This window comes from Verrucomicrobiia bacterium (assembly GCA_026414565.1).
In the GTDB taxonomy this organism is placed as follows: domain Bacteria; phylum Verrucomicrobiota; class Verrucomicrobiia; order Limisphaerales; family Fontisphaeraceae; genus Fontisphaera.
The window spans coordinates 1-22,470 of record JAOAIT010000014.1 but is presented as its reverse complement, the minus strand read 5'-3'; the positions used below and the strand labels follow the sequence as shown (position 1 = coordinate 22,470).

Sequence of the window (22,470 nt, the reverse complement as noted above, 5' to 3'; positions counted from 1 at the left end):
TGAGGCGGATGCAGGCGACGGCGGTGGTGCCGCTGCCGAGGAAGGGGTCGAGGACGAGGTCGCCGGGGTGGGTGGAGGCGAGGAGGCAGCGTTCGACGAGGGCGAGGGGTTTTTGGGTGGGGTGTTTGCCGAAGGATTTTTCGCGGTGGGCGGGAGCGGGGAGGGTCCAGACGGTTTTCATTTGTTTGCCGCCGTTGAGCTGGCGCATGAGGGAGTAGTTGAAGGTGTGCTTGCTGCGGTCGTTTTTGGCGGCCCAGAGGACGGTTTCGGTGGAGTGGGTGAAGTAGCGGCAGGAGAGGTTGGGGGGCGGGTTGGGTTTTTCCCAGGTGATGTCGTTGAGGATTTTGAAGCCGAGCTGCTGCATGGCGAAGCCGATGGAGAAGATGACGTGGAGGGTGCCGGTGACCCAGAGGGTGCCGTTGGGTTTAAGGACGCGCTGGCAGCGGCGGAGCCATTCGAGGTTGAACTCGTGGTTGAGTTCCGGGCCGCGGGACTTGTCCCAGTCGCCCTTGTCCACCCTGACCATGCGTCCGGCGTGGCAGGTGATGCCGCCGTTGGAAAGGAAGTAGGGAGGGTCGGCAAAGATGCAATCGAAGCGTCCGTCGGGGTATTTGGCGGCGATGGCGTCGAGGAGTTCGAGGCAGTTGCCGTGATAGAGCCAAAGGTTATGGGATTCATCGCGGAATTTGAGGCAGGGCGGTGAAGGGATGTCCTGGGGGATGGGGGGTGGGGCTGGGGTTGGGGTGACGGAGTAGATGACGCCGTCATCGCGGATTTCAAAGGGCTGGGTGGGGCACGGGCGGCCGATTTCCTCGGGCAGGGCGGCGGGCGGGGTCGGCGGGGCCGGCGGGGTTGCGGGGCGAGGCTGGCGTTTTTTGGTCCGTGGTTTTTTATGCGTCACGGACGAGATCAATTGATCATGATCGGAGTGGGGATCAAGGAAAATCCCGGCGCGGGCGGAGGGGGATGGGGGGAGGCGCCGCGGAGGGGAAAGCCCCTTTGATGGGCGGGGCTGGTGGAGGCCGGGGAGGGATCAGCGGAGGTAGTCGAGGAGGGACTGGCGGAGGATGAGGCCGCCGGTTTGGAGGGCGGCCTGGTAGGCGGTCTGGGTGGTGTTGAGGCGGACGAGGGTTTGGGCCAGGTCGGCATCGGCCTCCTGGGAGACGAGTTTTTCGATGCCGTCGAGGCGGGAGCGGGCGAGGTTTTGGGCGGTGTCGAGGCGCGCCTGGAAGACGCCGTTGGCGGCGAGGTGGTAGATGAAATTTTCCTCGTCGGCCTTGAGGTGGGGGAGGTCGGAGGCGCGGATGCTCTCGCTGTCGGCGGCTTTGAGGTGGTCGCGGAGGGCGAGGAGGTGGGCGAAGAAATCGGCGCCGGTGCGGGAGTCGGCGAGGAGGCCGCGCGGGCCGGCGCCGGAGGAGTTGGCGCCGGGGGTGGCGGCGGGGAGGGCGAGGCCCTCGGCGATTTCGACATGGCGGGTATCGGTGTTGCCCTGATAGGTGACGCTGAGGACGTTGCCCTGGGGATCGTATTGGGCTTGGAAGGGGGCGGTCTGGGAGCGGGTGCCGGCGAGGAGGAAGTCGTCGCGGTGGCGGGTGTTGGCCAACTGGACGGCCTGTTTGATGAGTTCGTCGAGTTCGGCGGCGTAGGCCTGCATTTCCTCGCGGGAGCGGACGCCGCCGGCGAGGACGGCGATTTCGCCGGCGCGGTCACTGATGCGCTTGAGTCCCTGGAGGACGGTAAAGGAGATCTGGGCGCCCTCTTTGAGGGTGCTGATGTTGCGCTGGTATTGGGCGAGGGAGCGGCCTTCCTGCTGGAGGTCGAGGACGCGGCCGAGGCCATCGGGGTCGTCGGAGGGGTTGCGGATGCGCTGGCCGGTGGCGGCCTGGGATTGGAGGAGGTTCTGGCGCTGGGACAGGCGGCCGAGGTGGACGACGAGGTCGTTGGCGAAGGTGTTGGCGGTGACGCGCATAGGTCAGCTTCCGTGCTTAACGTTTCATGGTGATGACGGTATCCAGCATTTCGTCAATGGCGGAGACCAGGCGGGCGGAGGCCTGGAAGGCCTTCTGGAATTTCACCATTTCGGTCATTTCTTCATCGAGGGAGACGCCGCTGACGGCATCGCGCTGGCGGCGCAACATTTGCTCGACGGCCTCCTGGTTTTTGACCTGACGGGAGGCCTGGGCGACGGACTCGCCGAGGCTGGTAACGGTCTGGTGGTAAAACTGTTGGAAGGCCTGGTTGCCGAGGGCGGCTTGGGGGGCGGTGGCGAGGCGGGCGAGGGCCAGGGCGATCTGGTTGTCGCCGGCGGCACCGGGCACGGCGGCGGCCTGGAAGCGGGCGGGGTTTTCCACGAGGGCGTCATGGACGCGGAGGGTGGCGGCGTCGGTGCCGGAGAAGAAGGGGAGGCCGGTGTTGCCCTGCAAGTCGTAGCCGTTGACGTGGACGGAGTTCACGGCAGTGGCGAGGGCGGCGGCGAGGCGGTTGAGGCGGTCCAGGGTGTCGGCGAGGGGGCCGTCGCGGGTTTCCACGAGGCCGGCGAGGGAGCCGCTGGTGAGGGAGAGGGGCTGGCCGTCGGAGGTGCGGAGCAGCAGGCGGCCGGAGGCGGCTTCGTAGGTTTGGAGCTGGAGGGTTTGCTGCTGGCCGTCCACGAGCATGAGGCCGTTGACGGAGACATTGATCTGGCCGGTTTCGTCTTCGACGGCTTCGAGGTTGAGATATTTGCCCAGCTCTTCGAGTTTTTCCTGGCGGAGGTCGCGCAGGTCATTGGCGGGGCCGCGGGCGGAAAGTTCGGTGCGGGCGATTTGGTGGTTGAGGGCGGCGATTTCGGCGGTGAGGCGGTTGACGGCGGCGGCTTCGTCCTGCAACTGGGAGTTGATGGTGGATTGGAGGGAGGCGAAGCGGGCGGCGAGGCGGTTGAATTGTCCGGCGAGGGTTTGGGCCTTTTGGATGAGGACCTGGCGTTCTTCGAGGCTGGCGGGCTGGGTGGCGACGCTCTGGAAGGCATTGAAGAGGTCGCTCAGGTTTTCGGCGAGGCCGAGCTGGCCGCTGACGGTGGTGGTGCCGGCGGCGCTGAGGCTGTCGGTCTGGCGGTCGAGGGTCTGGCCGAGGGAAGTTTCGGCCTGTTCGAGCAGTTGTTGCTGGGTCTGCCAGAAGGCGGAGAGGCCGGCTTCGCCGATGAGCTGGCGGTCGAGGAGGGCGTTGCGGAGCTGGGTGATGGCGACGGCCTGGGCGCCGGTGCCCTGGGGGCCGAGGGGGGTGGGGATGGTGGTGCTGGTCTGGAAGCGGACCCGCTGGCGGGCGTAGGCGGGGTTGTTGACGTTGGCGAGGTTGTGGCCAGTGACTTCGATGCCGGTCAACTGGTTTTGCAGTGACCGGGCGCCCATGTCCAAAGTGCCAAACAGACCCAGCATAAGTCAGATCAAGGTCAGCCTACAGCTTCGTAGAGAGAGGTGCCGGGGAGGCCGGCACCGACGCGACCGCTCTGGTCATAGACCGGGGCGGAGCCGGAGGGGAGGAGGGACTCGATGAACTTGCGCATCAGCTCGACGGTGCGGGCGAGGAGCAGGTGGTTTTGCCGGGCGCGCTGCTGCACGCGCACGAGGAGCCGGTTGTTTTCATCCAGCAAAGCCTGGACGAGGAGGCGGTATTCCTCCGGGAGGCGCGGGAGGAGGTCGGTGAGGGAGGTGTCGTCGTGGAGGCCGAGGGCGCGGGCGAGCTGGCGGCGGCAGAGGTCGCGGTGATCGCGGGCCTGGCGGACGAGGCCGCTCTGGTGGTTAATGGCGGCGGCAAGGCGCAGGGTTTCGTCGGCCTCGCGGGCCATGACTTGTTGTTGCTGCTGGTCCAGCAGGGCGAGCAACTCGCCATACTGGGTCAGCTCGGCGCGCAGGGCGGTGATTAGTGCTTCAAGGTGCTCCCTCATGTGACGTGGGCCGGCGGAGAGCCGGGGTGGATGGGGTCTGCCATTGTTCGCAAAGGGCGCGGGCCAGCCCGAGGCCGTCACCCTGGGTGACGGCATCGGCGAGTTGGGCCGTGAGCTGGTCGCGGTAAATGGCGGACGCGGTGGAATCTTTGACCAGGGTGCTGCGGAAGAGAGGTTTTTGGGCCTCGTTGAGGATCTGCCGCACCAACATGGCTTCAAATTGACGGGCCGCTTCGGCGCGCCGTGCGGGGTCATCGGGCTGGGGACGGCGGGCCAGCTCCTCCAATGGGGTGGCGGGGGGGGCGGGGGGGCGGAGGGGTGGGATGGGGGAAAGCATGGTTCAGCGGATGATGAGTTCGGCCTGCAAGGCGCCAGCCTGTTTCATGGCCTGAAAGATGGCCATCATGTCGCGTGGGGTGACGCCGAGGGCGTTGAGGCTGGCGGCGACTTTTTCGATGGTGGGCATTTCGGGCAAAGTGACGAGGCTGGATTTGGTTTCGGAGACGGTGGTTTCGGTGCGTGGCAGGACGACGGTGGAGCCGCCGCTCAAGGGGCCGGGCTGGGAGGCCTCGGGGGAGGAGGCGATGGTGATGGTGAGGTTGCCGTGGGAGATGGCGCAGGCGGAGATTTGGACGCGGGCATTGGCGACGATGGTGCCGGTGCGCTCGTTGATGACGATGCGGGCGGGGACGTCGGGGGCGACTTCGAGGGCCTCGAGGCGGGCGAGGAAGTCCACGGGGGTTTTTTCCACGCCGGGGGGTAGTTTGACGCGGACGGAGGTGGCGTCGAGCGGGGTGGCGCTGTTGGGGTATTTTTGATTGATGGCGGCGGCGAGGCGGGCGGAGGAGGTGAAATCGGGCTGGCGGAGGAGCAATTCGACGCATTGGTCGTGGACGATGGTGGCGGGGATTTCCTTTTCGACGAGGGCGCCGCCGATGATCTGGCCGACGGTGGGATGATTTTTCTGGACGCTGGCGCCGCCGGGGCCGCCGGTACCGCCGACGAAGCCGCCGATGGAGATGGCGCCCTGGGCGACGGCATAGACGCGGCCATCGGCGCCGAGGAGGGGGGTTTGGAGGAGGACGCCGCCCTGGATGGTTTTGGCATCGCCCATGGAGGAGACGAGGACATCGAGGCGCATGCCGGGTTTGGCGAAGGGGGGGATGTCGGCCGTGACGAGGACGACGGCGACGTTTTTGGAGGACAAGGTGGAGGGGGGCACCTGGACGCCGAAGCGCTGGAGCATGTTGGCGACGGTTTGGAGGGTGTAGGTGGGGTTTTTATCGCCGTCATTGGCGACGCCGGTGACGAGGCCGTAGCCGACGAGCTGGTTTTCGCGGGCGCCGGCGACCATGACGAGGTCTTTGACGCGGACGCCGGCGGCGGAGGCCGGAAGGGCGAAGATGAGCAGCAGGGCGGCGAGCGCGCGCATGGTCCAAAATCCCGTGAGGAGCGTGTGATTCATGGGCGGGGTGCGCGGGGGGTTAGAAGGGACTGATTTTGTCCCAGACGCGGGTGAACCAGCCTTTCTTTTGGGTGTTGGAGACGGAGCCTTTGGAAAGGATGGTGATTTGGGCGTCGGCGACTTGATAACTGAAGACGGTGTTGTTGGCGGTGACGTCTTCGGCGCGGATGACGCCGCGGAGGACGACGTCCTGGACTTCGCCGGAGAAGGAGGTTTGGCGGCGACCTTCGACGACGAGGTTTTTATTGGGGAGGACATCCACGACGCGGACGGCGATGCGGGCGGTGATTTTTTCGCTGTTGTTGATCTGGCCGCCGCCTTCGAAGTCGTTTTTGGCGCTGAATTTGAGGGCGGGGTATTGTCCGCCCTTGGTCAGGAGGCCGGAGGCGGCGGGGCCGTAGAGGAATTGTTGGATGCTGGCGTCCACGCCGCTTTTTTTGGCGGTTTTGGTGGTGGCCTCCTTGGAGGCGGCGTTATTTTCCTGGACGACGATGGTGAGGATGTCGCCGACGGCGGAGGCGCGTTTGTCAGCGAACATGCTGCGGGAGGAATCTTCGTCCCAAAGGGAATCGGCGCCAGCGGTGAGGGCGCTGCAGAGGGTGAAGGCGGCGGCGAGGGCGGCGAGTCTAGAGGACAATGAGGACGGTTTGTTCATCTTGGACCTTTCCGCGCAATTCGCGCTTGCTTTGGGGGTTGCGGACACGGATCCACTGGCCGGGGGCGCCGTCCTCCAAGACCTCGACCTTGAGGGCGATGGAGAGGGCGCCGTCCTGGACCAGGCCGCGGACCAACTGGCCGCGGGACAAAATGGGCTTGAGGCGGAGGGCGCGGCGGGTGAGCGGGACGCCGGCCGGGAGATTTTCAGTGATTTCCAGGGCTTCCGGTTCGGCGGGGAGGGCGTCGAGGACGTCGCGGAGGGCCAGGACGTCGCGGCGCTCGAGGGAGAGGGCCTGGCGCTCGAGGGGCTGGCCGCGTTTGAGCGGGGCGGTGGTGACATAGATTTCCTTCCAGACGCGCGCCTGGACGGCGGCCTGCCAGGCGCCAAAGAGTTCGGTGTCGCCGCGCAATTCGAAGCGGAGGAGGAAGGAGGCGGAGGGGCCGGTGGCGGGCAGCTCGATGAGCTTCAAGGAGAAGGGTTCATCGGGGACCTGGACGGGGACGGGGAGGCGCAGGACTTTGAGTTCCAGGTGTTCGGGGGGGCATTGAAACTCGCGGCTGAGAGGCTCACGCAGGAGGGCGGCGATTTCAGTTTCCGGCAGGGGGCGGGTACGGCGGGAGATCAGGACTGAGGGCGCGCCGGAGAAGGTGGCGGCGGCGAAATCGGGGGCGTTGGTTTGCAAAAGGGCGACGAGGTCGGCGCGGCTGAGGCGGCAGGGTTTGCCGGGGGCGGGCGCCGGGAGCAGCCAGAGGTTGGTGGGGACGAGGCCGGCGGGGGCGGCGAGCAACTGATGGAGATGGACGCCAGCGCGGTCCACGGTGACGGCGGGGAGGAGGGAAAAGTTGGGGGGCTCGCCACCCTGGAGGGAGAAGGCGGCCAGCCCCCCAACGAGGAGGGCGCGGAGGAGCAACTGTGGGAGAGCCCCGTCCGGCCGGGCAGCGCCGCGAATCGCTGACTGGCCGGCTTGCCGGTAGAAAATCATGTGGCTGCGAGCGGGCATGCGTTAACGGCGGAGGTTGTTGCTGATTTGCATCATTTCGTCGGCCGCCTGGACGGCGCGGGCGTTGATTTCGTAGGCGCGCTGGGCGAGGATGAGGTTGACCATTTCCTCGACGACTTTGACGTTGGACATTTCCAGGTAGCCCTGGGCGAGGGAGCCGAAGCCATTTTCGCCGGGGTTGCCGAGTTCTGGGGTGCCGCTGGCCTGGGTTTCGCGGTAGAGGTTGCGGCCGATGCTTTCGAGGCCGGCGGGATTGGCGAAGCGGACGAGCTGGACGCGGAAGGTCTGGGTGCCGTTGGCGCCGGTGAGGGAGACTTCGCCGTTGGCGGAGATGCTGATGCCGGTGGTGCCGGTGGGGATGGGCTGAAAGCCGCCGAGGACGACCAGGCCGTCGCTGGTGGTGACGCGGCCATCGGGGCCGGTTTTGAAGGCGCCGTCGCGGGTGTAGGCGCGGGTGCCGTCGGGCATTTGGATTTCGAAGAAGCCATCGCCCTGGATGGCGACATCGAGGCGCTCGCCGGTCTGGGTGAGTTCGCCATTGGTAAAGATTTTGGAGGTGGCGACGGCGCGGGCGCCGTGGCCGACCTGGAGGCCGGTGGGGAGCATGTTGCCGCCGCCGGTTTCGCTGCCGGGGGCGCGGGAGGTTTGGTAGAGCAGATCCTGGAATTCGACCTTGCTTTTTTTGAAGCCGGTGGTGTTGACGTTGGCCAGGTTGTTGGCAATCACATCGAGATTTAACTGCTGGGATTGCATCCCGGAGGCCGATGAATACAAGGCACGCAACATAAGCCGTTATTACTCAAGCATTGCCGGAGAGTTCAGCAATGGTGCGGCCCATGCGTTCATCCTGGAGCTGGATGACGCGCTGGGCGGTTTCAAACTGGCGCATGGCCACGATGAGGTTGGCCATTTCCAGGGTGGGGGAAATGTTGGAGGCCTCGACGAAGCCCTGGCAGACGGAGGAGGCGGCGGCGGGCCGGGCTTTGAGCTGGGGATGCTGGGCGGTGTAGAGGCCGGGGCCTGCGGGCGTGAGGAGATGGGGTTGATCGAACTCGACGACTTTCAATTTGCCGCGGAGGACACCGCCCTGGCTGATTTCGCCGGAGGCGCTGATGGTGATGGGTTCGGCGGCGTTGGCATCGAGCTGGATGGGGCCGGTATCGCTCAACACGGGGAGGCCGCCTTTGGTGACGAGCTGGCCCTGGGGGGTGAGGCGGAATTCGCCGTTGCGGGTGTAGGCGGAGGCGCCATTGGGCAGTTGCAACTCAAAAAAGCCCGGGCCGTCAATGGCGAGGTCGGTCTGAAGGCCGGTGCGGCGGAGCTCCCCCTGCTGGAGGTTGACGGTGGAGGTGGCATGGGGGAGGAGGAAGAGCGGAGCGGGCTGGTTGCCCGGGAGCATGAGACCGGCCTGGACGGCCTCGGTGCTCAGCTCGCGCTTTTTGTAACCGGTGACCGGCGCGCCGGCCAGGTTCTCTGCGATCAAGTCCTGCCAGCGGCTGGCGGCATTCATGGCGGCAGAGGCCTGGTACAAACTGACATTCATACTGAGCGAGCAGCAAGCACGCCTTGTGCCACAGGCTGGAGGCGGCCAAAAGGCGGTGGAATGGGCTGGCGTGGGGCGTGAGGCGGAAAAAGCTGCCGTGAACGGCGGTTCAATTTTGCCGAGAACGGGGCAAGCGGGAGAGGAGGGCAGCGGAAGCGAAGGGGAGCAAGCAGCGCGGGCCGGCGGAGCCAGCGGCGGTGAATCAGGAGGCTGTGGGGTAGCGGCAATCGAGCTCGAGGATCTGGCCGCAGGCGCAGGTGATGCGGATGCGGGTGATGGTGCGTCCGTTGCGCTCGAGTTCGAGCTTGGGGCCGGCGGCGGGGGAGGAGCAGGTGGGAGCGGGCAGGAGACTGGCGACGGGTTGGAAGGGGGCGTCGGCCGCGTTTTTGATTACGTGGGCGCGGAAGACGGTGGATTTCTCGGCCTCGGCCTGGGTGCCGAGGGTGAGCGGGATGAATGAGCCGGGGGCAGCCATGCGTGGAGGTGATTGTTTATTTGCTGACCTTGAGCATGACGCTGACGCGGCGGTTGACTTCGTCTTCGGGCGGCATGCCCGGCATGGGGACGGTGTCGGCGTACCCGGCGACTTTTTTGATCTGGTCGGCGGAGACGCCGTGTTTGACAAGCTCGCGGCGGGCGGTGTTGGCGCGGCCGCTGGTAAGCTCCCAAGGGTCTGGGGCGTTGGGGGGCGGGGAGAGGACTTTTTCGGTGTGCCCCTCAAGCTCGACAAGGAAGCTGCGATAGCGGGCGATCTGCCAGGCGAGGGTGCTGAAGACCCAGGCGCCGTAAGGGGTGAATTGATCGGAATTAGGCTCGAAGACGGGCTTGCGGGCACGGTCGAAGACGCTGATGCGGAGGCCCTCGGGGGTCAGTTCCATGCGGACGGTCTGTTCTTCTTCCGGTTCCTGGGTGTTGAGGGCCTTGAGCAAATCTTCATTGAGGCGGCGGAGCATGTTCAGCTCGACGGCGGAGGCGGCGTCGAATTTGCCGCTTTCGGCTTTGACGGAGTGGTATTCCTTGTTGGGGATGATGCCGGTGGATTCCTTGGTGACGGACATGAAGGGGTTGCGGAAGCTGCGGGCGATGGCCTCCTTGATTTTCTGGTCCTGGGAGCTGAGCCAGAGGACCAGAAACAAGGCCATCATGGCGGTGACAAAATCGGCGTACGCCACTTTCCAGGCGCCGCCGTGAGAGCCATGTTTGCGAGCCATGGTTTATCCTTTGGCCTGGCCCACGCCTTTGAGCATTTGCTCGAGCTCTTCGGCGGTGGGTTTGACGTCACTGCTCAGGCCGCGGCGGGCCATTTCGACGGCCATGATGGGGGCCATGCCGCTGGAGAACCCCACCACGGCGGCGGCGATGCAGCGGAGGTAGGCCGCCTTGGCCTGGCCATTAAATTCGAGATTGACCGCCAGGGGGTTGAGGAAGCCGTAGCTCAACAAGATGCCGAGGAAGGTGCCGACGAGGGCGGCGGCGACTTTGTGGCCGATTTCCTCGATGGGGCCGGAGATGGCGGCCATAGTGATGACGATGCCGAGGACGGCGGCGACGATGCCGAAGCCGGGCATGGCGTCGGCGGTTTTGCTGAGGACGCTGACGGGGGCATGGTGTTCGTCCTCCATGCTTTCAAGCTCGATGTCCATCAACATTTTGAGCTGATCGGGTTTGATTTTGCCATCGATGACGGGGCGGAGGGCGCTGCAGAGGAATTCGAGGGCCTCGGCATTGTTCACGAAGCTGGGGTATTTGGAGAAGATGCTGCTGGACTGGGGATTGAGGACGTGTTCTTCGAGGGCGATCATGCCGTTGCGGCGGGCGAGGAGGAACAGCTCGTAGAGGGCTTTGAGCAAATCCTCGTAGGCGGCCTTGGTGTAGGGGGTGCCTTTGAGGGCGGCAAGGATTTGATGGATCATGTCCTTGAGCACTTTGACGGGGGACATGACGACGAGGGCGCCGAGGGCGGCGCCGCCGATGATGATCAGCTCGGAGATGTGCATAAGGTTGCCGATGTGGCCGCCGGCCATGACATAGCCGCCGAGCACGGAGATGATCACCACGATGCTGCCGATGATAACTACCATGGAAGTGTCCTCATCCTTCAGGAATGGCTTCCCGTTTGATTAAAAAAGACTTGATGGCCAGGATGGCCTGGGCGTGGATCTGGCAGATGCGGGACTCGGTGAGGCCGAAGACCTCGGCAATTTCCCGCAGCCGCATGTCTTCAAAGTAATAAAGGGCGAGCACTTTGCGCTGCATTTCGGGCAACTGCTCCAGGCGCTCGGCGATGAGGGCGGCCAGCTCGCGGCGGGCGGCCTTTTGGGCGGGGGTTTCCTGCTGGGTGTCGGCGACAGTTTCGTAGGCCGGGGGGCTGTCGTTTTCGTCGAGGATGCCGGTGGAATCGAGGCTGACGAAGGCGGCGGGGCGGACTTCGTCGAGCCAGTGTTCGTATTCGCGGGCGGACAGGCCGAGGGCGCGGGCGACTTCGGCCTCGGTGGGGAGGCGTCCCAATTTTTGCTCAAGCTCCTGCATGGCGGCCTGGATTTTGCGGGCTTTGGCATGGACGGAGCGGGGAATCCAGTCCATTTTGCGGAGTTCATCCAGGACGGCGCCGCGGATGCGGAGGCGGGCGTAGGTTTCGAAAGAGGCGTTGGCGTTGGGGTCGTAGTTGCGGACGGCGTTTAACAAGCCGACGAGGCCGGCGCTGTAGAGGTCGTCCAGTTCCACGTGGGGCGGCAGGGTCATGGCGACACGGCCGACGACGGTTTTGACCCAGGGGAGGTATTGGTGAATCAGGGCTTCTTCGGCCTCGGCGGAGGAGCGATCGCGGTGGTAGCGCTTCCACAACTCGGCCACCTTCACCTGCGTGGCCGCGGGGGACACGGGCTGGTCACAGGTGGAGTCTGTTGGGGTGCTTTTCATGCTGGCTTAGGCTTTTTTGGTGGTCTCAGTTGGCCGGTTTTTTTCGGCTTCCGCCGCCGCAGCGCGAGCTGCCTGGTCCTGCTGGGCCTGGCGGAGACTTTTGACCCAGACGCGCCCCCACCAGCGCATGAGCACTCCCCCCAAGAGGGCGGCGGCGGCCGCGCGCCAGAGCGCCTCGGGCCCCGCACTGGATTCGGCCAGGCCGAACCCGATGCCGATCCCGAATCCGATAATTCCACCGAGTAGCATCATGAGCTTCATTACCAGTCAGCGACGGTCTGCATAGCAGAAGCCTTGCCAGCCGCCACCGGGGCGGGAGGGGGGTCGAAAAGGGCGGAATCTGCCCACAAAATGGGGGGGCCCAGAGCCGCCGGGGTGGCGGGGGAGAAATCACCGGGAATATTTTGCCCGCCGGCCAGAAAGCGGACTGAGCAATTTGTGCCGCACAAGAGATTCCAGAGCCTGCCGAGGGCGGGTTGTTCATCAATGTGGGTGACGAGGATGCCGGCCAGCGGGAGGGCGGCGAAGGCCCGGGCCTGCTGCAAGAGGAGTGAGGTGTCGTAGGCGGCGGAGAGGACCAAGTGCCATTGCACGGGGCCGCAAGCGGCGAACCGTTGCTGCAGGGCCTCCAAGGCGGCGGTGTTTTGCCAGGGGATGCCGGGGAGGTCCACAAATTGCCAGGTGGCGGAGGCGGATGGGTTGGGCGGGGGGGTGTGGCCACCCAGGCGCGCCACGGGGACGCCGAGCAGCTCGGCATGCAGGCGGAGGGTTTCGGAGAGATTGGGGCGCTCGCCATCGGCGCACCAGACGCGGGCGGATTGATTTTCGCGGAGGACGAGGCGGGCGAGCCATTTGCAGAGGGCGGTGGTTTTGCCGACGCCGGGCGGCCCCACGAGGAGGTGGAGGGCGTGCGGCTGCAACGGCGGGGGCACGCGCCATTGCTGTTGGAGGAGCGATTGGACCAGGGCCAGCATCTGGCGGCGGTTCATGGCGGCGGGGGCGGCGCCGGCGGCGGAGAGCGCCAGAGAGCGGGCAAACTGGGGGAGCAGTCCGAGGCGGCGCAGGAAATCGGTGAGTTCGCCGGGTTCAACGGGGCCGTCGTCCTCCGGGGGGGTGGAAGGAGCGGCGGCGGGGGTGAAGGGGGGCTGGCGTTCGACGATGGCCCGGAGGCCGGCCAGCTCGCGTTTTAATTCCTCCAGAGCTTCGCGGGTGGCCTGGGCTGGTTCGGGTTCCGGGAGGGCGGCGACGACTTCGATGGCTGTGCGTCCGAGCCAACCGGCCCAGCCGGAAGGCCGCACTTTGCGCACTTGCAGGACGACGGCCTGGGGACCGAGGGTGTTGCGGATCTGGGCCACGGCCTCCTGGGCATTGCGGGCTTGGAAAGTGCGGGTTTGCATGGGGCATCAACCTTCCAACGCGCCGATGAGGGCCGCGCTTTGCACTTCGACGCGCGGCGGGATTTCGGTGTAGGCCAGGAGCACGACATCCGGGAAAGTGGGGGCCAGGAAACGGCGCAAGGGGAGGCGGATTTGGGGGGCGCAAACCACGACGGGGGCCTGGCCGTCGGCGAGCAGGCGCTGGATTTGACGGGAGAGGGCCTCCACGAGATGACGGGCGAGGCGCGGCTCGAGGGCGAGGGAGACCTCGGTGGGGGAGGAGCGCAGGCCGAGGGCGATTTGCTGCTCGAGCTTGGGGTCGAGAGCGATGACGCGCAGGATGCCCTGTTCGTTGAGGTAAGGCCGGACGATTTGAGCGGCCAGGGCGCGGCGGGCGGCCTCGCTGAGGTCATCGGGGTTTTTGGTGACGAGGGCGTGATCGGCCACTTTTTCGAGGATGCCGGCGAGATTGCGGATGGAAACGCCCTCGGCGAGGAGATTTTGCAAGACGCGCTGCACCTGGCCGATGGACAGGAGGTTGGGGACGAGTTCGTTGACCACGGCGGGGTGGGTTTGCTTGAGGTGGTCGAGGAGGGCCTGGGTGTCCTGGCGGCTCAAGATTTCGTGGGCATGGCGGCGGATGGTTTCGGACAAGTGGGTGACCAGGACGGAGGCGGCGTCCACGACGGTGTAGCCGTGGATTTCGGCGGTGCGGCGCTCGGCCTCGGTGACCCAGGTGGCAGGGAGCTGGAAGACGGGCTCGACGGTGGGGATGCCCTTGAGCTGGGTTTTGCTGCGGGTGGCGTTCATGGCGAGCCAATGGCCGGGCATGAGTTCACCGCGGGCGACCTGGTTGCCCTTGAGCAGGAAGCGGTATTCATTGGCGCCGAGTTGCAGATTGTCGCGGAGGCGGATGGGGGGAATGACGACGCCCATTTCGGCGGCGAAATTGCGGCGGACGCCGGTCACGCGCTCGAGGAGGTCGCCGCCCTTGCGGGAGTCGGCCAGCGCCACGAGGCCGTAGCCGAGTTCGATTTGCAAGGCATCCAAGACGAGGAGCTCTTCGAGTTTTTCGCCGGTGGGTTTGGCGGGGTCGGAGGTGGCGTCGGCGGATTTGGGGGATTTGGCGGGGGCGGATCTGCCGCCGGCGAGATTAGCGGCGGGGGCGGCGGCTTCCATATTAATGTTGTGGCGCCGCAGGAGCTGACCGGCGCCATAGGCGAGGCCGGCCATGAAGAGGAAGGGGAGCATGGGGAGGCCGGGGATGAGGGCCATGATGAGCAACATGACGGCCAGGAGGTTCATCACGCGGGGGTAAAAGAGGAGCTGGCGGCCCAGCTCGCGGGCGAGGTTGTCCTTGGCGGCGGCGCGGGTGATGAGGATGCCGGCGGCGGTGGAGGTGATGAGGGCCGGGATTTGGGAGACAAGGCCATCGCCGATGGACAGGAGGGTGAAACGCTGGAGGGACTCGGTGACGGTCATGCCCTTCTGGATGATGCCGATGGCGAAGCCGCCGATGATGTTGATGAGGGTGATGAGGACGGCGGCGATGGCATCGCCGCGGACGAATTTGCTGGCGCCGTCCATGGCGCCGTAGAAATCGGCCTCCTCCTCGACTTTGCGGCGGCGTTCGCGGGCTTCGGCTTCGGAGATGATGCCGGCGTTGAGTTCGGCATCAATGGACATCTGCTTGCCGGGCATGGCATCGAGGGTGAAGCGGGCGGCGACCTCGGCGATGCGGCCGGCGCCCTTGGTGATGACGACAAAATTGATGAGGACGAGGATGAGGAAGACCACCATGCCGACGACATAATTGCCGCGGACGACGAAGTTGCCGAAGGCCTCAATGATATGGCCGGCGTAGCCATCGAGCAGGATGAGGCGGGTGGAGGCGACATTGAGGGCGAGGCGGAAGAGGGTGACAAAGAGGAGCAAAGTGGGGAAGCCGGTAAAATCCGCGGGGTCGCGGACATAGAGGATGACCAGGGCGATGAGCAGGGAGAGGGCGATGCTGGAGGCCAGGAGACCGTCGAGGATGAAGGGGGAGACGGGGAGGATGAGCAACAGGATGGTGCCGAAGAGGCCGACAGTCAGCCACAAATCCTGAAACTGGAACCAGCGCCGGGGAGCGGCGATGGCGACAGCGCCTGCGTTCATGCCCAGCCCCTCACTTTCGCTGCGGCGGTTGGCGCCGCGTATGCGTGCCCGGTTTGCATGTGTGGTTTAGGTAAGGCGGCCGCTGTCCGTGTAGTACCGGTAGCGGTACGTGCGGTACACCCAAGCCAGGATTTCGGCCACGGCCGCATACAGCTCGGCGGGGATTTCCCCGCCAATCCGCCCGTGCTTAAACAAGAGGCGTGCCAAAGGTTTGTTTTCGACGATGGGGACGTGGTTTTGTTGGGCGATTTCGCGGATGCGTTGGGCTTTGAGGCGGGCGCCTTTGGCGATGATTTTGGGGGCGCGCATGGTACGGCGGTCGTAGCGGAGGGCGATGGCGAGGTGGGTGGGGTTGGTTACAACTACGTCAGCCTTAGGCACTTCCGCATACATTTTGCGGAGGGTGATGGAGACGCGGCGGCGGCGTTGGGCGGCCTTGATCTGGGGGTTGCCCTCGGTGTTTTTCATTTCTTCCTTGATTTCCTCCTTGGTCATCATGAGGTCCCGGAGGGTGCGCCAATACTGGTAAAGGTAGTCCATGGCGGCGATTAAGACGAGGATTGCCCCCACCCGGATGGCCAGGCGCACGGCAGATTCGGCCATGAAGGTGGAAATTCTTGCCGCGTCCACGGTGGTGTAAAAAATGGGGTCGCCGACGACGCGTTTGACCTCGGAATAGGAGAGGACGATGATGGCCAGGAGCTTGATGAGGTTGAGGGCCATGGGCGGGAGGGAGCGCAAGGAGAAGACCCGCTTGAGGCCGGCGACGGGGTTGATGCGGTTCCAATCCACCTCCAGGACTTCGCTGGCGGTGCGGAAGCGGCTTTGGAGGCTGCCGGCGATGAGAGCGCCGGCGGAGGCGAAGAGGACAACCGGCCCGACGGAGGCGACGAGGAGCCAGACCCAATGGATAAAGAAACGGGGGAGAGAATCGCGGGAGAGGGGCTGATCGTGCAGGTGGGCGAGGTTGGAGGCCATGGCGCCGGCGAGGCGATACCAGATTTCGGGGCCGGTAAAAACGAGGGCCATCAAACTGGCGGCGAGGACGAAAACCGTCTGGACCTCCTGGCTGCGGGCGAACTGGCCTTTTTTCTCGGCCTCCTGCAGCCGGCGTGGTGTTGGTTGTTCTGTTTTGTTGTCGCTGTCGAAGGGCATGGCCCGGGCCCGGCTAGCCTCCCAGACCGAGGAGTTGCGCGACGCGCAGCAGGTCTTCGGGCAGCCGGCGCAGGTAGTTGAGCACGTGTTGTGCCATGATGGAGAGGGTGAGGCCAAATCCCGCCAGGCCGGCCAGGATGCGGATGGGGAAACTGTCGGTGAGCACGTTCATCTGGGGCAGCGCGCGCCCGAGGATGGTGAACAAGAGGGTGATGAGGAAGGCGATGGCGAGGATGGGGGCGGCCATTTGCAAGGCGAGGAGGAAAATCCGGGACGTTTGGCCCAGGACGTGCCGTAAGAGAGGCTCGCCGGGGCGGAAGAGACCGGGAGGGAGGACCTGGTAACTTTGCTGGAAGGCGGCGAGCATCCAGTGGTGCATGTCGAGGGCAAAGAAGAGCACGGCGCCGAGGTAGTAGAGGATCATGGTGGGGGCTTCGGCGCGTTGTTCGGAGAGGGGGTTGAAGGAGGCGGCCATGTTGAGGGCCATTTCGTGGGTGATGATGCCTCCGGCGATTTCGATGGCGAAAAAGATCATGCGGCAGATGAAGCCCATCAGGAGGCCGGCGGCCATTTCAGCCAGGAGGAACAGGACCAGGGAAGAAAGGTGTTGGGTGGCGGCGGTGGGGACGTGGAGGAGGGGCGCCAGGAGCAACCCCATGAGGGCGGCCAGGCCCACGCGCAAGGAGCGCGGGAAGTTGCGGCCGGCAAAGACGGGAAAGACCGTGAAGAGGGCGCCGGCCCGCACGAACACCGCCATCCAAGCTATGAGCCACTCGGCCATGGGTGCCTTCTGTGCCCCAGGGAATTAACGGGCCATCTCCGGGATTTTTTGGATGACGAGGATGGAGAATTCGGTCATGACGCGGATGATCCAGGGGAGGAGCAGGACCAGGAGCGCCACGATGCCCAGGGCCTTGGGGACGAAGGAAAGCGTTTGCTCGTGGATGGTGGTGACGGCTTGAAAGAGGCTGACGGCGAGGCCGATGAGCATGGCCGCGAGCAGGACCGGCGCGGCAATGAGGACGGCGTGGTACATGAGGTTTTTCAGCAGATCGATGGCGAATTCAGGCGTCATAAGCGGAGAGCCGTGGTGCGGCCCGCGGGCGGGCGTTGTCAGGTGAAGCTCAGGATCAAGGAGCGCGTGACCAGACTCCAGCCGTCCACGAGCACAAAGAGCAAAATCTTGAGGGGGAGCGAGACGGTCATGGGGGGCATCATGATCATGCCCATGGACATGAGGACGGTGGCGACCACCAGGTCAATGAGGATGAAGGGGACAAAGAGCAGGAAACCCATTTGGAAGGCGGTGCGAAGCTCGCTTAGGATAAAGCCGGGGATGACGACGCGGAGGGGCAACTGCTCGGGGGGGGTGGGGGGCATTTTGGCCAGCTCGACAAACAATTCGATGTCCTTGGGGCGGCTTTGTTTGAGCATGAAGGCGCGCAAATGGACGGCGGCCTGGTCCACGGCCTGGCGGGCGGTGATTTGTTTGGCGTTGTAGGGCTGGATGGCGTCGCGGTCAATGCGTTCCCAGACGGGGGCCATGATGAAAAAGGTGAGGAAGAGGGAGAGGCCGATGATAATCTGGTTGGAAGGGGTGCTCTGCAGGGAGAGGGCGCTACGGACAAAGGAGAGGACGATGACGATGCGGGTGAAGCAGGTCATCATCAGGATGATGGAGGGGGCCACGGCGAGGAGGGTGATGATGGCGAGGACCTTGATGGCGGGGTCCAGATCGTCGGCGGCCTGGCCGCCGTCAATGGTGACGCGGAAGGGCAGCAGGCCGGAGGGGGCGTTGGTGGCGGCGTTTTGCGCGAGGGCGTGGCCGGCCGTGGCCAGGAGGAGCAGACAGGCCAGCCAGCAGAGCCAGAAGCGGCGGTTGTGCCGTGGGGTATTCATGAGCGGGCCAGGACCTGTTGGAGGGCTTCGGTGAAGCTGGCCGCAGGCGGAGGCGCGGGCGGGGAAGCGCCGGGGTCCTCGGGCAGCGTGCTCAACAGATTCAGGCCGCCGGGAGAAGCGGCGACGAGGAAGCGGCAATGGTCATAGGCCACGACATACAAGGTGTGGCGGGGGCCGAGCGAGCGGCTCTCGATGACGCGCAAGCGCGGGGTTTGGCGGCGAGGCAGACCGGCGCCGCGCTGCCAGCGGCGGACGGCCCAGGCGGCGCAGAGAAACAGGGCCACGACAAAAATGAAGCCGCCGAGCATCCGGAGCACGGAGATTCCCGCATCCACGGCCGGGCCTGCGGCGGCGGCGGCGTCCGCGGCCGCGGGGGCGGCGGCGAGGCAGGCCGGGGCAAGGCCAAGGAGGATGGGGATGGGGCGTTTCATGCGGATTTGGCCGCAAGCTCGGTGATTTTGAGGCCCAGATGTTCGTTGACGACGACGACTTCGCCGCGGGCGATTAATTTGTTGTTGACGTACAAATCCACGGGCTGATCGGCCTTGCGGTCGAGGGGGACCACGGCGCCGGCGTTGAGTTGGAGCACCTCGCGGATGGACATGGCGCGCTCACCCAGCACCACGGTGACCTGCACGGGGACATCCATCACGACATCCAAATTGGGGTTGTCTTGCGTTGCCATAATCCAGCATGTTCAGCCTGCCCGGCCTTGAATTTGGACTGCCCAGCAGCCATTTTGCGTGCCCAGCCGCCCCAGGAAGAGGGGGCGGCCGCCGATGCGCAACTTGACCTCGCCCGAGACGCCTCCGTCCCAGAGCAACTGGTCGCCGACCTGCAACTGGGCCAGTTCGCGGGCGGTGAGTTGGAGTCCGCACCACTCGGCGGTGACTTTGACGACGACGTCCTCCAAGGCGGGATTCCAGGCCGGGGGTTTGGGGGGTTCGGTTTTGGCCGGAGACTCGGCCGGGGCGGAGGTGGTTTGGGGCAGCAATTCGCGCACGAGACTGACGGGGATGGCCAGGGTGACGGGGCCGCTGGTTTCGCCGAGGGCGGCCTCAAAATTCAAGACGCAGACCATTTCCTGGGGTTCTTTGACTTCGAGGAATTGGGTGCTGCTTTCACAGCCGACGGGGGTGACATTCCAACCGCGGCCGCCCCCCCAGTATTGTTTCCACTGTTCGATGAACATGCGCATTCCGGGTTCGAGCAGGCCGGCTTCGAGGTCGCTGAGGGCGCGTTCTTCGGGTTCCGGGAGGCCGGGGCCGCCCAGCCAGCGGTCCACCATGGCGAGGGCGAGGGCGCAGGGGAGGTTCAGATAGAGGATGCGCCCGTTGGGTGTGAGGCGAAAGAGGCCCAGATGGGTGGGGGACGGGAGGCCTTCGAGGAATTCGGCCACGGGGCGCATGACGGCGGATTTGGGGGTGAAACGGAAATCCAAGCGCAACTGGAGGGTGAGCCAGTCCGCCACGGCGCGCGCATAGCCCTCGTGCCGCAGCCGGAGCCATTGCAACTGCCGGAGGGGCACCACATCGGCGCGAGCGCCCTGCCAGCGGAGGGGTTTGGGCGGAGCGTCGGCGGATGGGGAGGAGGTGGCGGGGGAGGCGCTCATGCGTCCGGTTATTGGATGGCGAATTCGGTGATGTAGATTTCTTTGACGAGGTTGGCGCCGAGGGCGTTGTTGAAGACGCTCATCAGCTCGTTGCGGATGAGGTTGCGGGCGCCGGGTTTTTCGAGGTCGCTGATGGTCTTGGTGCTCATGACGCCGGCGGCGAGGTCGAGGAGCATGTCGCGATTGGCCTCGATGCGGTCTTTGAAGTCGGGGGCGGTGCCGACGAGGGTGTAGTTGGCGACGAGATAGCGGGTGCCGACGCTGCCGGCGACGTTGACGAGGACCTTGTTAAGCTGGACGGTTTGTTTGGGGACTTTTTCCTGCTTTTTCTTGTCGGCGGTTTCCTCCTCGTGGGCGGCGACGGGGCCGCCGCCGAGGGCCTTCTGGAGCTTGGGCAGGAGGAGGAACTGGGTGGTGACGAAGGCCAGGACGGGCATGAGGATGATGGTCACGATGGCCGGCAGCCAGGCCTGCAAGGCGCCGCCCTTGGGGGCCGGTGCGGCGGCGGCGCCGCCCTTGGCGGGGGCCTCGGCGGGGGCATTTTCCAGTCGGTTGGCAGCCATAAGGGGAAGCGGTTTAACGTTTGAGATTCACCAGTTCGGAGAGCAGCTCATCACTGGAGGAAATGATGCGGGCGTTGGCCTGGAAGGCGCGCTGGGTGGTGATGAGCTGGGCAAATTCGTTGGAGAGGTCCACATTGCTCAATTCGAGGGCGCCGGCCTCGACGCGGCCGAGGCCGAGGGTGCCGGGGGCGGCGGGCTGGGCGAGCGGGCCGGCGGCGGCGAGGTTGGCATACAAGTTGTTGCCCTGCTTGGTGAGGACCTGGGGATCGGCAAAGCGCTGGAGGAGGACCTGGCCGCGGACAAACTGGGTGCCGTCGCTCAAGCGGACGGTGATGCGGCCGTCGGCGCCCACGGCAAAGTTTTCGACAGCGGCGGCGGGGTCGGCGCCCGCGGGGGCACCGGTGGCGTTGATCTGGATATCCCCCACGGTGCTGAGGCCGCTGTCAGCATAGCCCTGGACGCGGAAGCCCTGGTTGGTGACGAGGTAACCGTTCTGGTCGAGGCGGAAGTCCCCCGCGCGGGTGGCGAAGGTGGCGCCGGAGAGGGGATCGCGGACGAGGAAAAAGCCGTCGCCGGAGATGCCGAGGTCGGTGGCGACGCCGGTGCGGGTGAGGGCGCCCTGGAGGAAGGTGTTTTTGATGGCGGCGGTGGTGACGCCGGTGCCGACCTGCATGGCGGGGGTGGCGCTGGTGTTGCCGGAGCCGGGGGCGGCGGGGCGCAGGCTTTGGCTGAAGGCATCGGCAAAGCTGATGCGGGCGGATTTGAAGCCGACCGTGTTGACGTTGGCGATGTTATTGCCAAGGACATCCATGCTAGTTTGGAATTGCTGGATGCCGCTGACACCGGAGTTGAGAGAACGCATCATAGGCGGTTAATCACGAGGGGGGTTGGCGTTGGGAGTGAGCAAAGCGACACTGCGAATTTCGTTCATGTCATAGATCTGGCCGGCGACGACGATGCGGGGGGCGCCATCGTCCCAGAGGACGGCTTCGACGGGGCCGGAGGTGGTCTGGCCGGAGCTGGTCAACAATTCCACGCGGGCACCGAGCATGGAGTTGGCGAGGAGGAATTGTTGTTCGCTGCGGAGGCGGCTCATTTCGGACTGCATGGAACGGGCCTGCTCGAGGGCGCTGAAGGAGGCCATTTGGGCGATGAACTCGGTATCCTTCTGGGGATTGAGGGGGTCCTGGGCGGAAAGCTGGGCGACAAGGAGCTTCAAGAAATCCTCCTGCCCGAGGGTGCGCTGGGGGATGCGGGCGGCGGAGCTAGCGCCTGAATAAGCGGCGGCCAGGGAAGACTGTACGGGGGAAACAGGCATGGTATGATCCTTTGCTCAGGCCCACCATTCCCATCCGGCGATGGCGCGGCGTTTGCGCGGGGGGAGATTGGCGGGGAGAGGGGTCAAGGCCGGGGTATGGCCGGAGGCATCGTGAGGCGGGGGTTGATGCTCCTGCCGGGGCTGGCGTCCGTCACTGTTCTGTTCTGCGGCGGGGTGGAAGGAAGAATACTTGAGCGGCTCCATGATGATGTTGTGCTCGCTGAGGACGCGCTGGAGGTCGCTCCAGGCCGATTGGAGCCAGGCGGCGTCGCCGCTGTGGAGGCGGGCCTCGGCGTAGATGCGGCCGGCGATGATGGTCATGCGCAACTGCATGGCCGTTTCGGCGTCAGGGCGGATGAGGACGGACATGGAATCGGCCTTGAAATGGAGAAGCTCGACGGCCATGTCCTGGATTTCGGTGGCGATGCGGGCCAGGCGCGCTGGTTGGGCGGCGGGCGCGAGATGCCCGCCCGAGCCATGGACTTCCGGAGTGGGCAAAGACTGGCTGGGGGGCGGGGCGGCATGGGCGGCGTGGGAGGCGGCCTCCTGCCCGTGCGAGCCGGAAAAGGTTGAGACGGGGTTTTCCCGGCTGGCAGGGACAGCGGGAACTTTTTGCAGGCCGCTTTGGGCAAGCTTTTCCGTTTCCGTGTGCGACACCATACGCCCGAAGGGTGAAGCAGAACTGATGCCATCCCTTTGCGGCGCGGTGGTGGAGGGATGGTCGCCGGGAGATTCCCATGCGGTGGAGGGCTGATTTTCCTGGGGTTCGCCAAATGCCGGATTTTTTTCCGAGAGAAGTGTTGGGGCGTCTGGCAGGGGGGGTGCGGTTTCCGTGGGGGGCAAGTGGGGGGTGGGTGCGGTGGTTGCTTGTGGTTCGGTTTTTTGC

28 protein-coding genes are annotated in these 22,470 nt (G+C 65.4%); all 28 read right to left on the bottom strand.

Annotated features, from left to right (window positions below; all coding sequences use genetic code 11):
* Positions 1-709 (bottom strand): site-specific DNA-methyltransferase (locus N3J91_03505; protein ID MCX8155513.1); only part of this gene is annotated, 709 nt, incomplete at its 3' end.
* Positions 710-1,033: 324 nt separating this feature from the next.
* Complete coding sequence (gene flgL / locus N3J91_03500; protein ID MCX8155512.1) at positions 1,034-1,969, bottom strand: flagellar hook-associated protein FlgL; 936 nt, start codon at positions 1,967-1,969, stop codon at positions 1,034-1,036.
* Positions 1,970-1,985: 16 nt separating this feature from the next.
* Positions 1,986-3,410, bottom strand: a complete 1,425-nt coding sequence (gene flgK, locus N3J91_03495) for a flagellar hook-associated protein FlgK (GenBank protein ID MCX8155511.1) — start codon at positions 3,408-3,410, stop codon at positions 1,986-1,988.
* A gap of 14 nt (positions 3,411-3,424) precedes the next feature.
* A complete protein-coding gene (gene flgN, locus N3J91_03490; protein MCX8155510.1) occupies positions 3,425-3,919 on the bottom strand; it encodes a flagellar export chaperone FlgN in 495 nt (164 codons plus the stop codon).
* Positions 3,903-4,256: a rod-binding protein gene (locus N3J91_03485; GenBank protein MCX8155509.1), complete on the bottom strand. Its 354-nt coding sequence runs from the start codon at positions 4,254-4,256 to the stop codon at positions 3,903-3,905. Before N3J91_03485 ends, flgN begins: the two co-directional genes overlap by 17 nt.
* A 3-nt stretch (positions 4,257-4,259) precedes the next feature.
* Complete coding sequence (locus N3J91_03480; protein ID MCX8155508.1) at positions 4,260-5,384, bottom strand: flagellar basal body P-ring protein FlgI; 1,125 nt, start codon at positions 5,382-5,384, stop codon at positions 4,260-4,262.
* A gap of 19 nt (positions 5,385-5,403) precedes the next feature.
* Positions 5,404-6,039 carry a flagellar basal body L-ring protein FlgH gene (locus N3J91_03475; protein MCX8155507.1) on the bottom strand — a complete coding sequence of 212 codons (636 nt, stop codon included), beginning with the start codon at positions 6,037-6,039 and terminating at the stop codon, positions 5,404-5,406.
* A complete protein-coding gene (gene flgA / locus N3J91_03470) occupies positions 6,011-7,042 on the bottom strand; it encodes a flagellar basal body P-ring formation chaperone FlgA (GenBank protein ID MCX8155506.1) in 1,032 nt (343 codons plus the stop codon). The genes N3J91_03475 and flgA overlap by 29 nt, the downstream gene beginning before the upstream one ends.
* Positions 7,043-7,045: 3 nt before the next feature.
* Complete coding sequence (gene flgG, locus N3J91_03465; GenBank protein ID MCX8155505.1) at positions 7,046-7,828, bottom strand: flagellar basal-body rod protein FlgG; 783 nt, start codon at positions 7,826-7,828, stop codon at positions 7,046-7,048.
* A 13-nt stretch (positions 7,829-7,841) separates the two neighbouring features.
* Positions 7,842-8,585 (bottom strand): flagellar hook-basal body protein, encoded by a 744-nt coding sequence (locus N3J91_03460; protein ID MCX8155504.1) that lies wholly within the window; start codon positions 8,583-8,585, stop codon positions 7,842-7,844.
* A 202-nt stretch (positions 8,586-8,787) separates the two neighbouring features.
* Positions 8,788-9,060: a hypothetical protein gene (locus tag N3J91_03455; protein MCX8155503.1), complete on the bottom strand. Its 273-nt coding sequence runs from the start codon at positions 9,058-9,060 to the stop codon at positions 8,788-8,790.
* A gap of 16 nt (positions 9,061-9,076) precedes the next feature.
* Entirely contained in the window at positions 9,077-9,796 is a 720-nt protein-coding gene (locus N3J91_03450; protein MCX8155502.1) for an OmpA family protein, read from the bottom strand.
* Positions 9,797-9,799: 3 nt separating this feature from the next.
* Positions 9,800-10,666, bottom strand: coding sequence for a flagellar motor stator protein MotA (gene motA / locus N3J91_03445; GenBank protein ID MCX8155501.1), 867 nt, complete (start codon positions 10,664-10,666; stop codon positions 9,800-9,802).
* A 10-nt stretch (positions 10,667-10,676) separates the two neighbouring features.
* Positions 10,677-11,504, bottom strand: coding sequence for a FliA/WhiG family RNA polymerase sigma factor (locus N3J91_03440; protein ID MCX8155500.1), 828 nt, complete (start codon positions 11,502-11,504; stop codon positions 10,677-10,679).
* A gap of 6 nt (positions 11,505-11,510) precedes the next feature.
* Entirely contained in the window at positions 11,511-11,756 is a 246-nt protein-coding gene (locus N3J91_03435) for a hypothetical protein (protein ID MCX8155499.1), read from the bottom strand.
* An 8-nt stretch (positions 11,757-11,764) separates the two neighbouring features.
* A complete protein-coding gene (locus N3J91_03430) occupies positions 11,765-12,901 on the bottom strand; it encodes an AAA family ATPase (GenBank protein ID MCX8155498.1) in 1,137 nt (378 codons plus the stop codon).
* A gap of 6 nt (positions 12,902-12,907) precedes the next feature.
* On the bottom strand, positions 12,908-15,037 hold the full coding sequence (gene flhA, locus N3J91_03425) for a flagellar biosynthesis protein FlhA (GenBank protein ID MCX8155497.1): 2,130 nt from the start codon (positions 15,035-15,037) through the stop codon (positions 12,908-12,910).
* Positions 15,038-15,103: 66 nt separating this feature from the next.
* Positions 15,104-16,192 carry an EscU/YscU/HrcU family type III secretion system export apparatus switch protein gene (locus N3J91_03420; GenBank protein MCX8155496.1) on the bottom strand — a complete coding sequence of 363 codons (1,089 nt, stop codon included), beginning with the start codon at positions 16,190-16,192 and terminating at the stop codon, positions 15,104-15,106.
* 13 nt (positions 16,193-16,205) lie between these two features.
* On the bottom strand, positions 16,206-16,973 hold the full coding sequence (gene fliR, locus N3J91_03415) for a flagellar biosynthetic protein FliR (protein MCX8155495.1): 768 nt from the start codon (positions 16,971-16,973) through the stop codon (positions 16,206-16,208).
* Between the two features lie 24 nt (positions 16,974-16,997).
* On the bottom strand, positions 16,998-17,267 hold the full coding sequence (locus N3J91_03410; protein MCX8155494.1) for a flagellar biosynthetic protein FliQ: 270 nt from the start codon (positions 17,265-17,267) through the stop codon (positions 16,998-17,000).
* 38 nt (positions 17,268-17,305) lie between these two features.
* Positions 17,306-18,091: a flagellar type III secretion system pore protein FliP gene (gene fliP / locus N3J91_03405; GenBank protein MCX8155493.1), complete on the bottom strand. Its 786-nt coding sequence runs from the start codon at positions 18,089-18,091 to the stop codon at positions 17,306-17,308.
* Positions 18,088-18,522 carry a flagellar biosynthetic protein FliO gene (locus N3J91_03400; GenBank protein MCX8155492.1) on the bottom strand — a complete coding sequence of 145 codons (435 nt, stop codon included), beginning with the start codon at positions 18,520-18,522 and terminating at the stop codon, positions 18,088-18,090. Before N3J91_03400 ends, fliP begins: the two co-directional genes overlap by 4 nt.
* Entirely contained in the window at positions 18,519-18,776 is a 258-nt protein-coding gene (fliN, locus tag N3J91_03395; GenBank protein ID MCX8155491.1) for a flagellar motor switch protein FliN, read from the bottom strand. Before fliN ends, N3J91_03400 begins: the two co-directional genes overlap by 4 nt.
* A gap of 12 nt (positions 18,777-18,788) precedes the next feature.
* Entirely contained in the window at positions 18,789-19,703 is a 915-nt protein-coding gene (locus N3J91_03390) for a FliM/FliN family flagellar motor switch protein (protein MCX8155490.1), read from the bottom strand.
* An 8-nt stretch (positions 19,704-19,711) separates the two neighbouring features.
* Entirely contained in the window at positions 19,712-20,266 is a 555-nt protein-coding gene (locus tag N3J91_03385) for a flagellar basal body-associated FliL family protein (protein MCX8155489.1), read from the bottom strand.
* A gap of 13 nt (positions 20,267-20,279) precedes the next feature.
* Positions 20,280-21,131 carry a flagellar hook-basal body complex protein gene (locus N3J91_03380; GenBank protein ID MCX8155488.1) on the bottom strand — a complete coding sequence of 284 codons (852 nt, stop codon included), beginning with the start codon at positions 21,129-21,131 and terminating at the stop codon, positions 20,280-20,282.
* 6 nt (positions 21,132-21,137) lie between these two features.
* Positions 21,138-21,584, bottom strand: coding sequence for a hypothetical protein (locus tag N3J91_03375; GenBank protein ID MCX8155487.1), 447 nt, complete (start codon positions 21,582-21,584; stop codon positions 21,138-21,140).
* A gap of 15 nt (positions 21,585-21,599) precedes the next feature.
* Positions 21,600-22,470: hypothetical protein (locus N3J91_03370; protein ID MCX8155486.1), on the bottom strand; the 871-nt coding region annotated here is incomplete at its 5' end.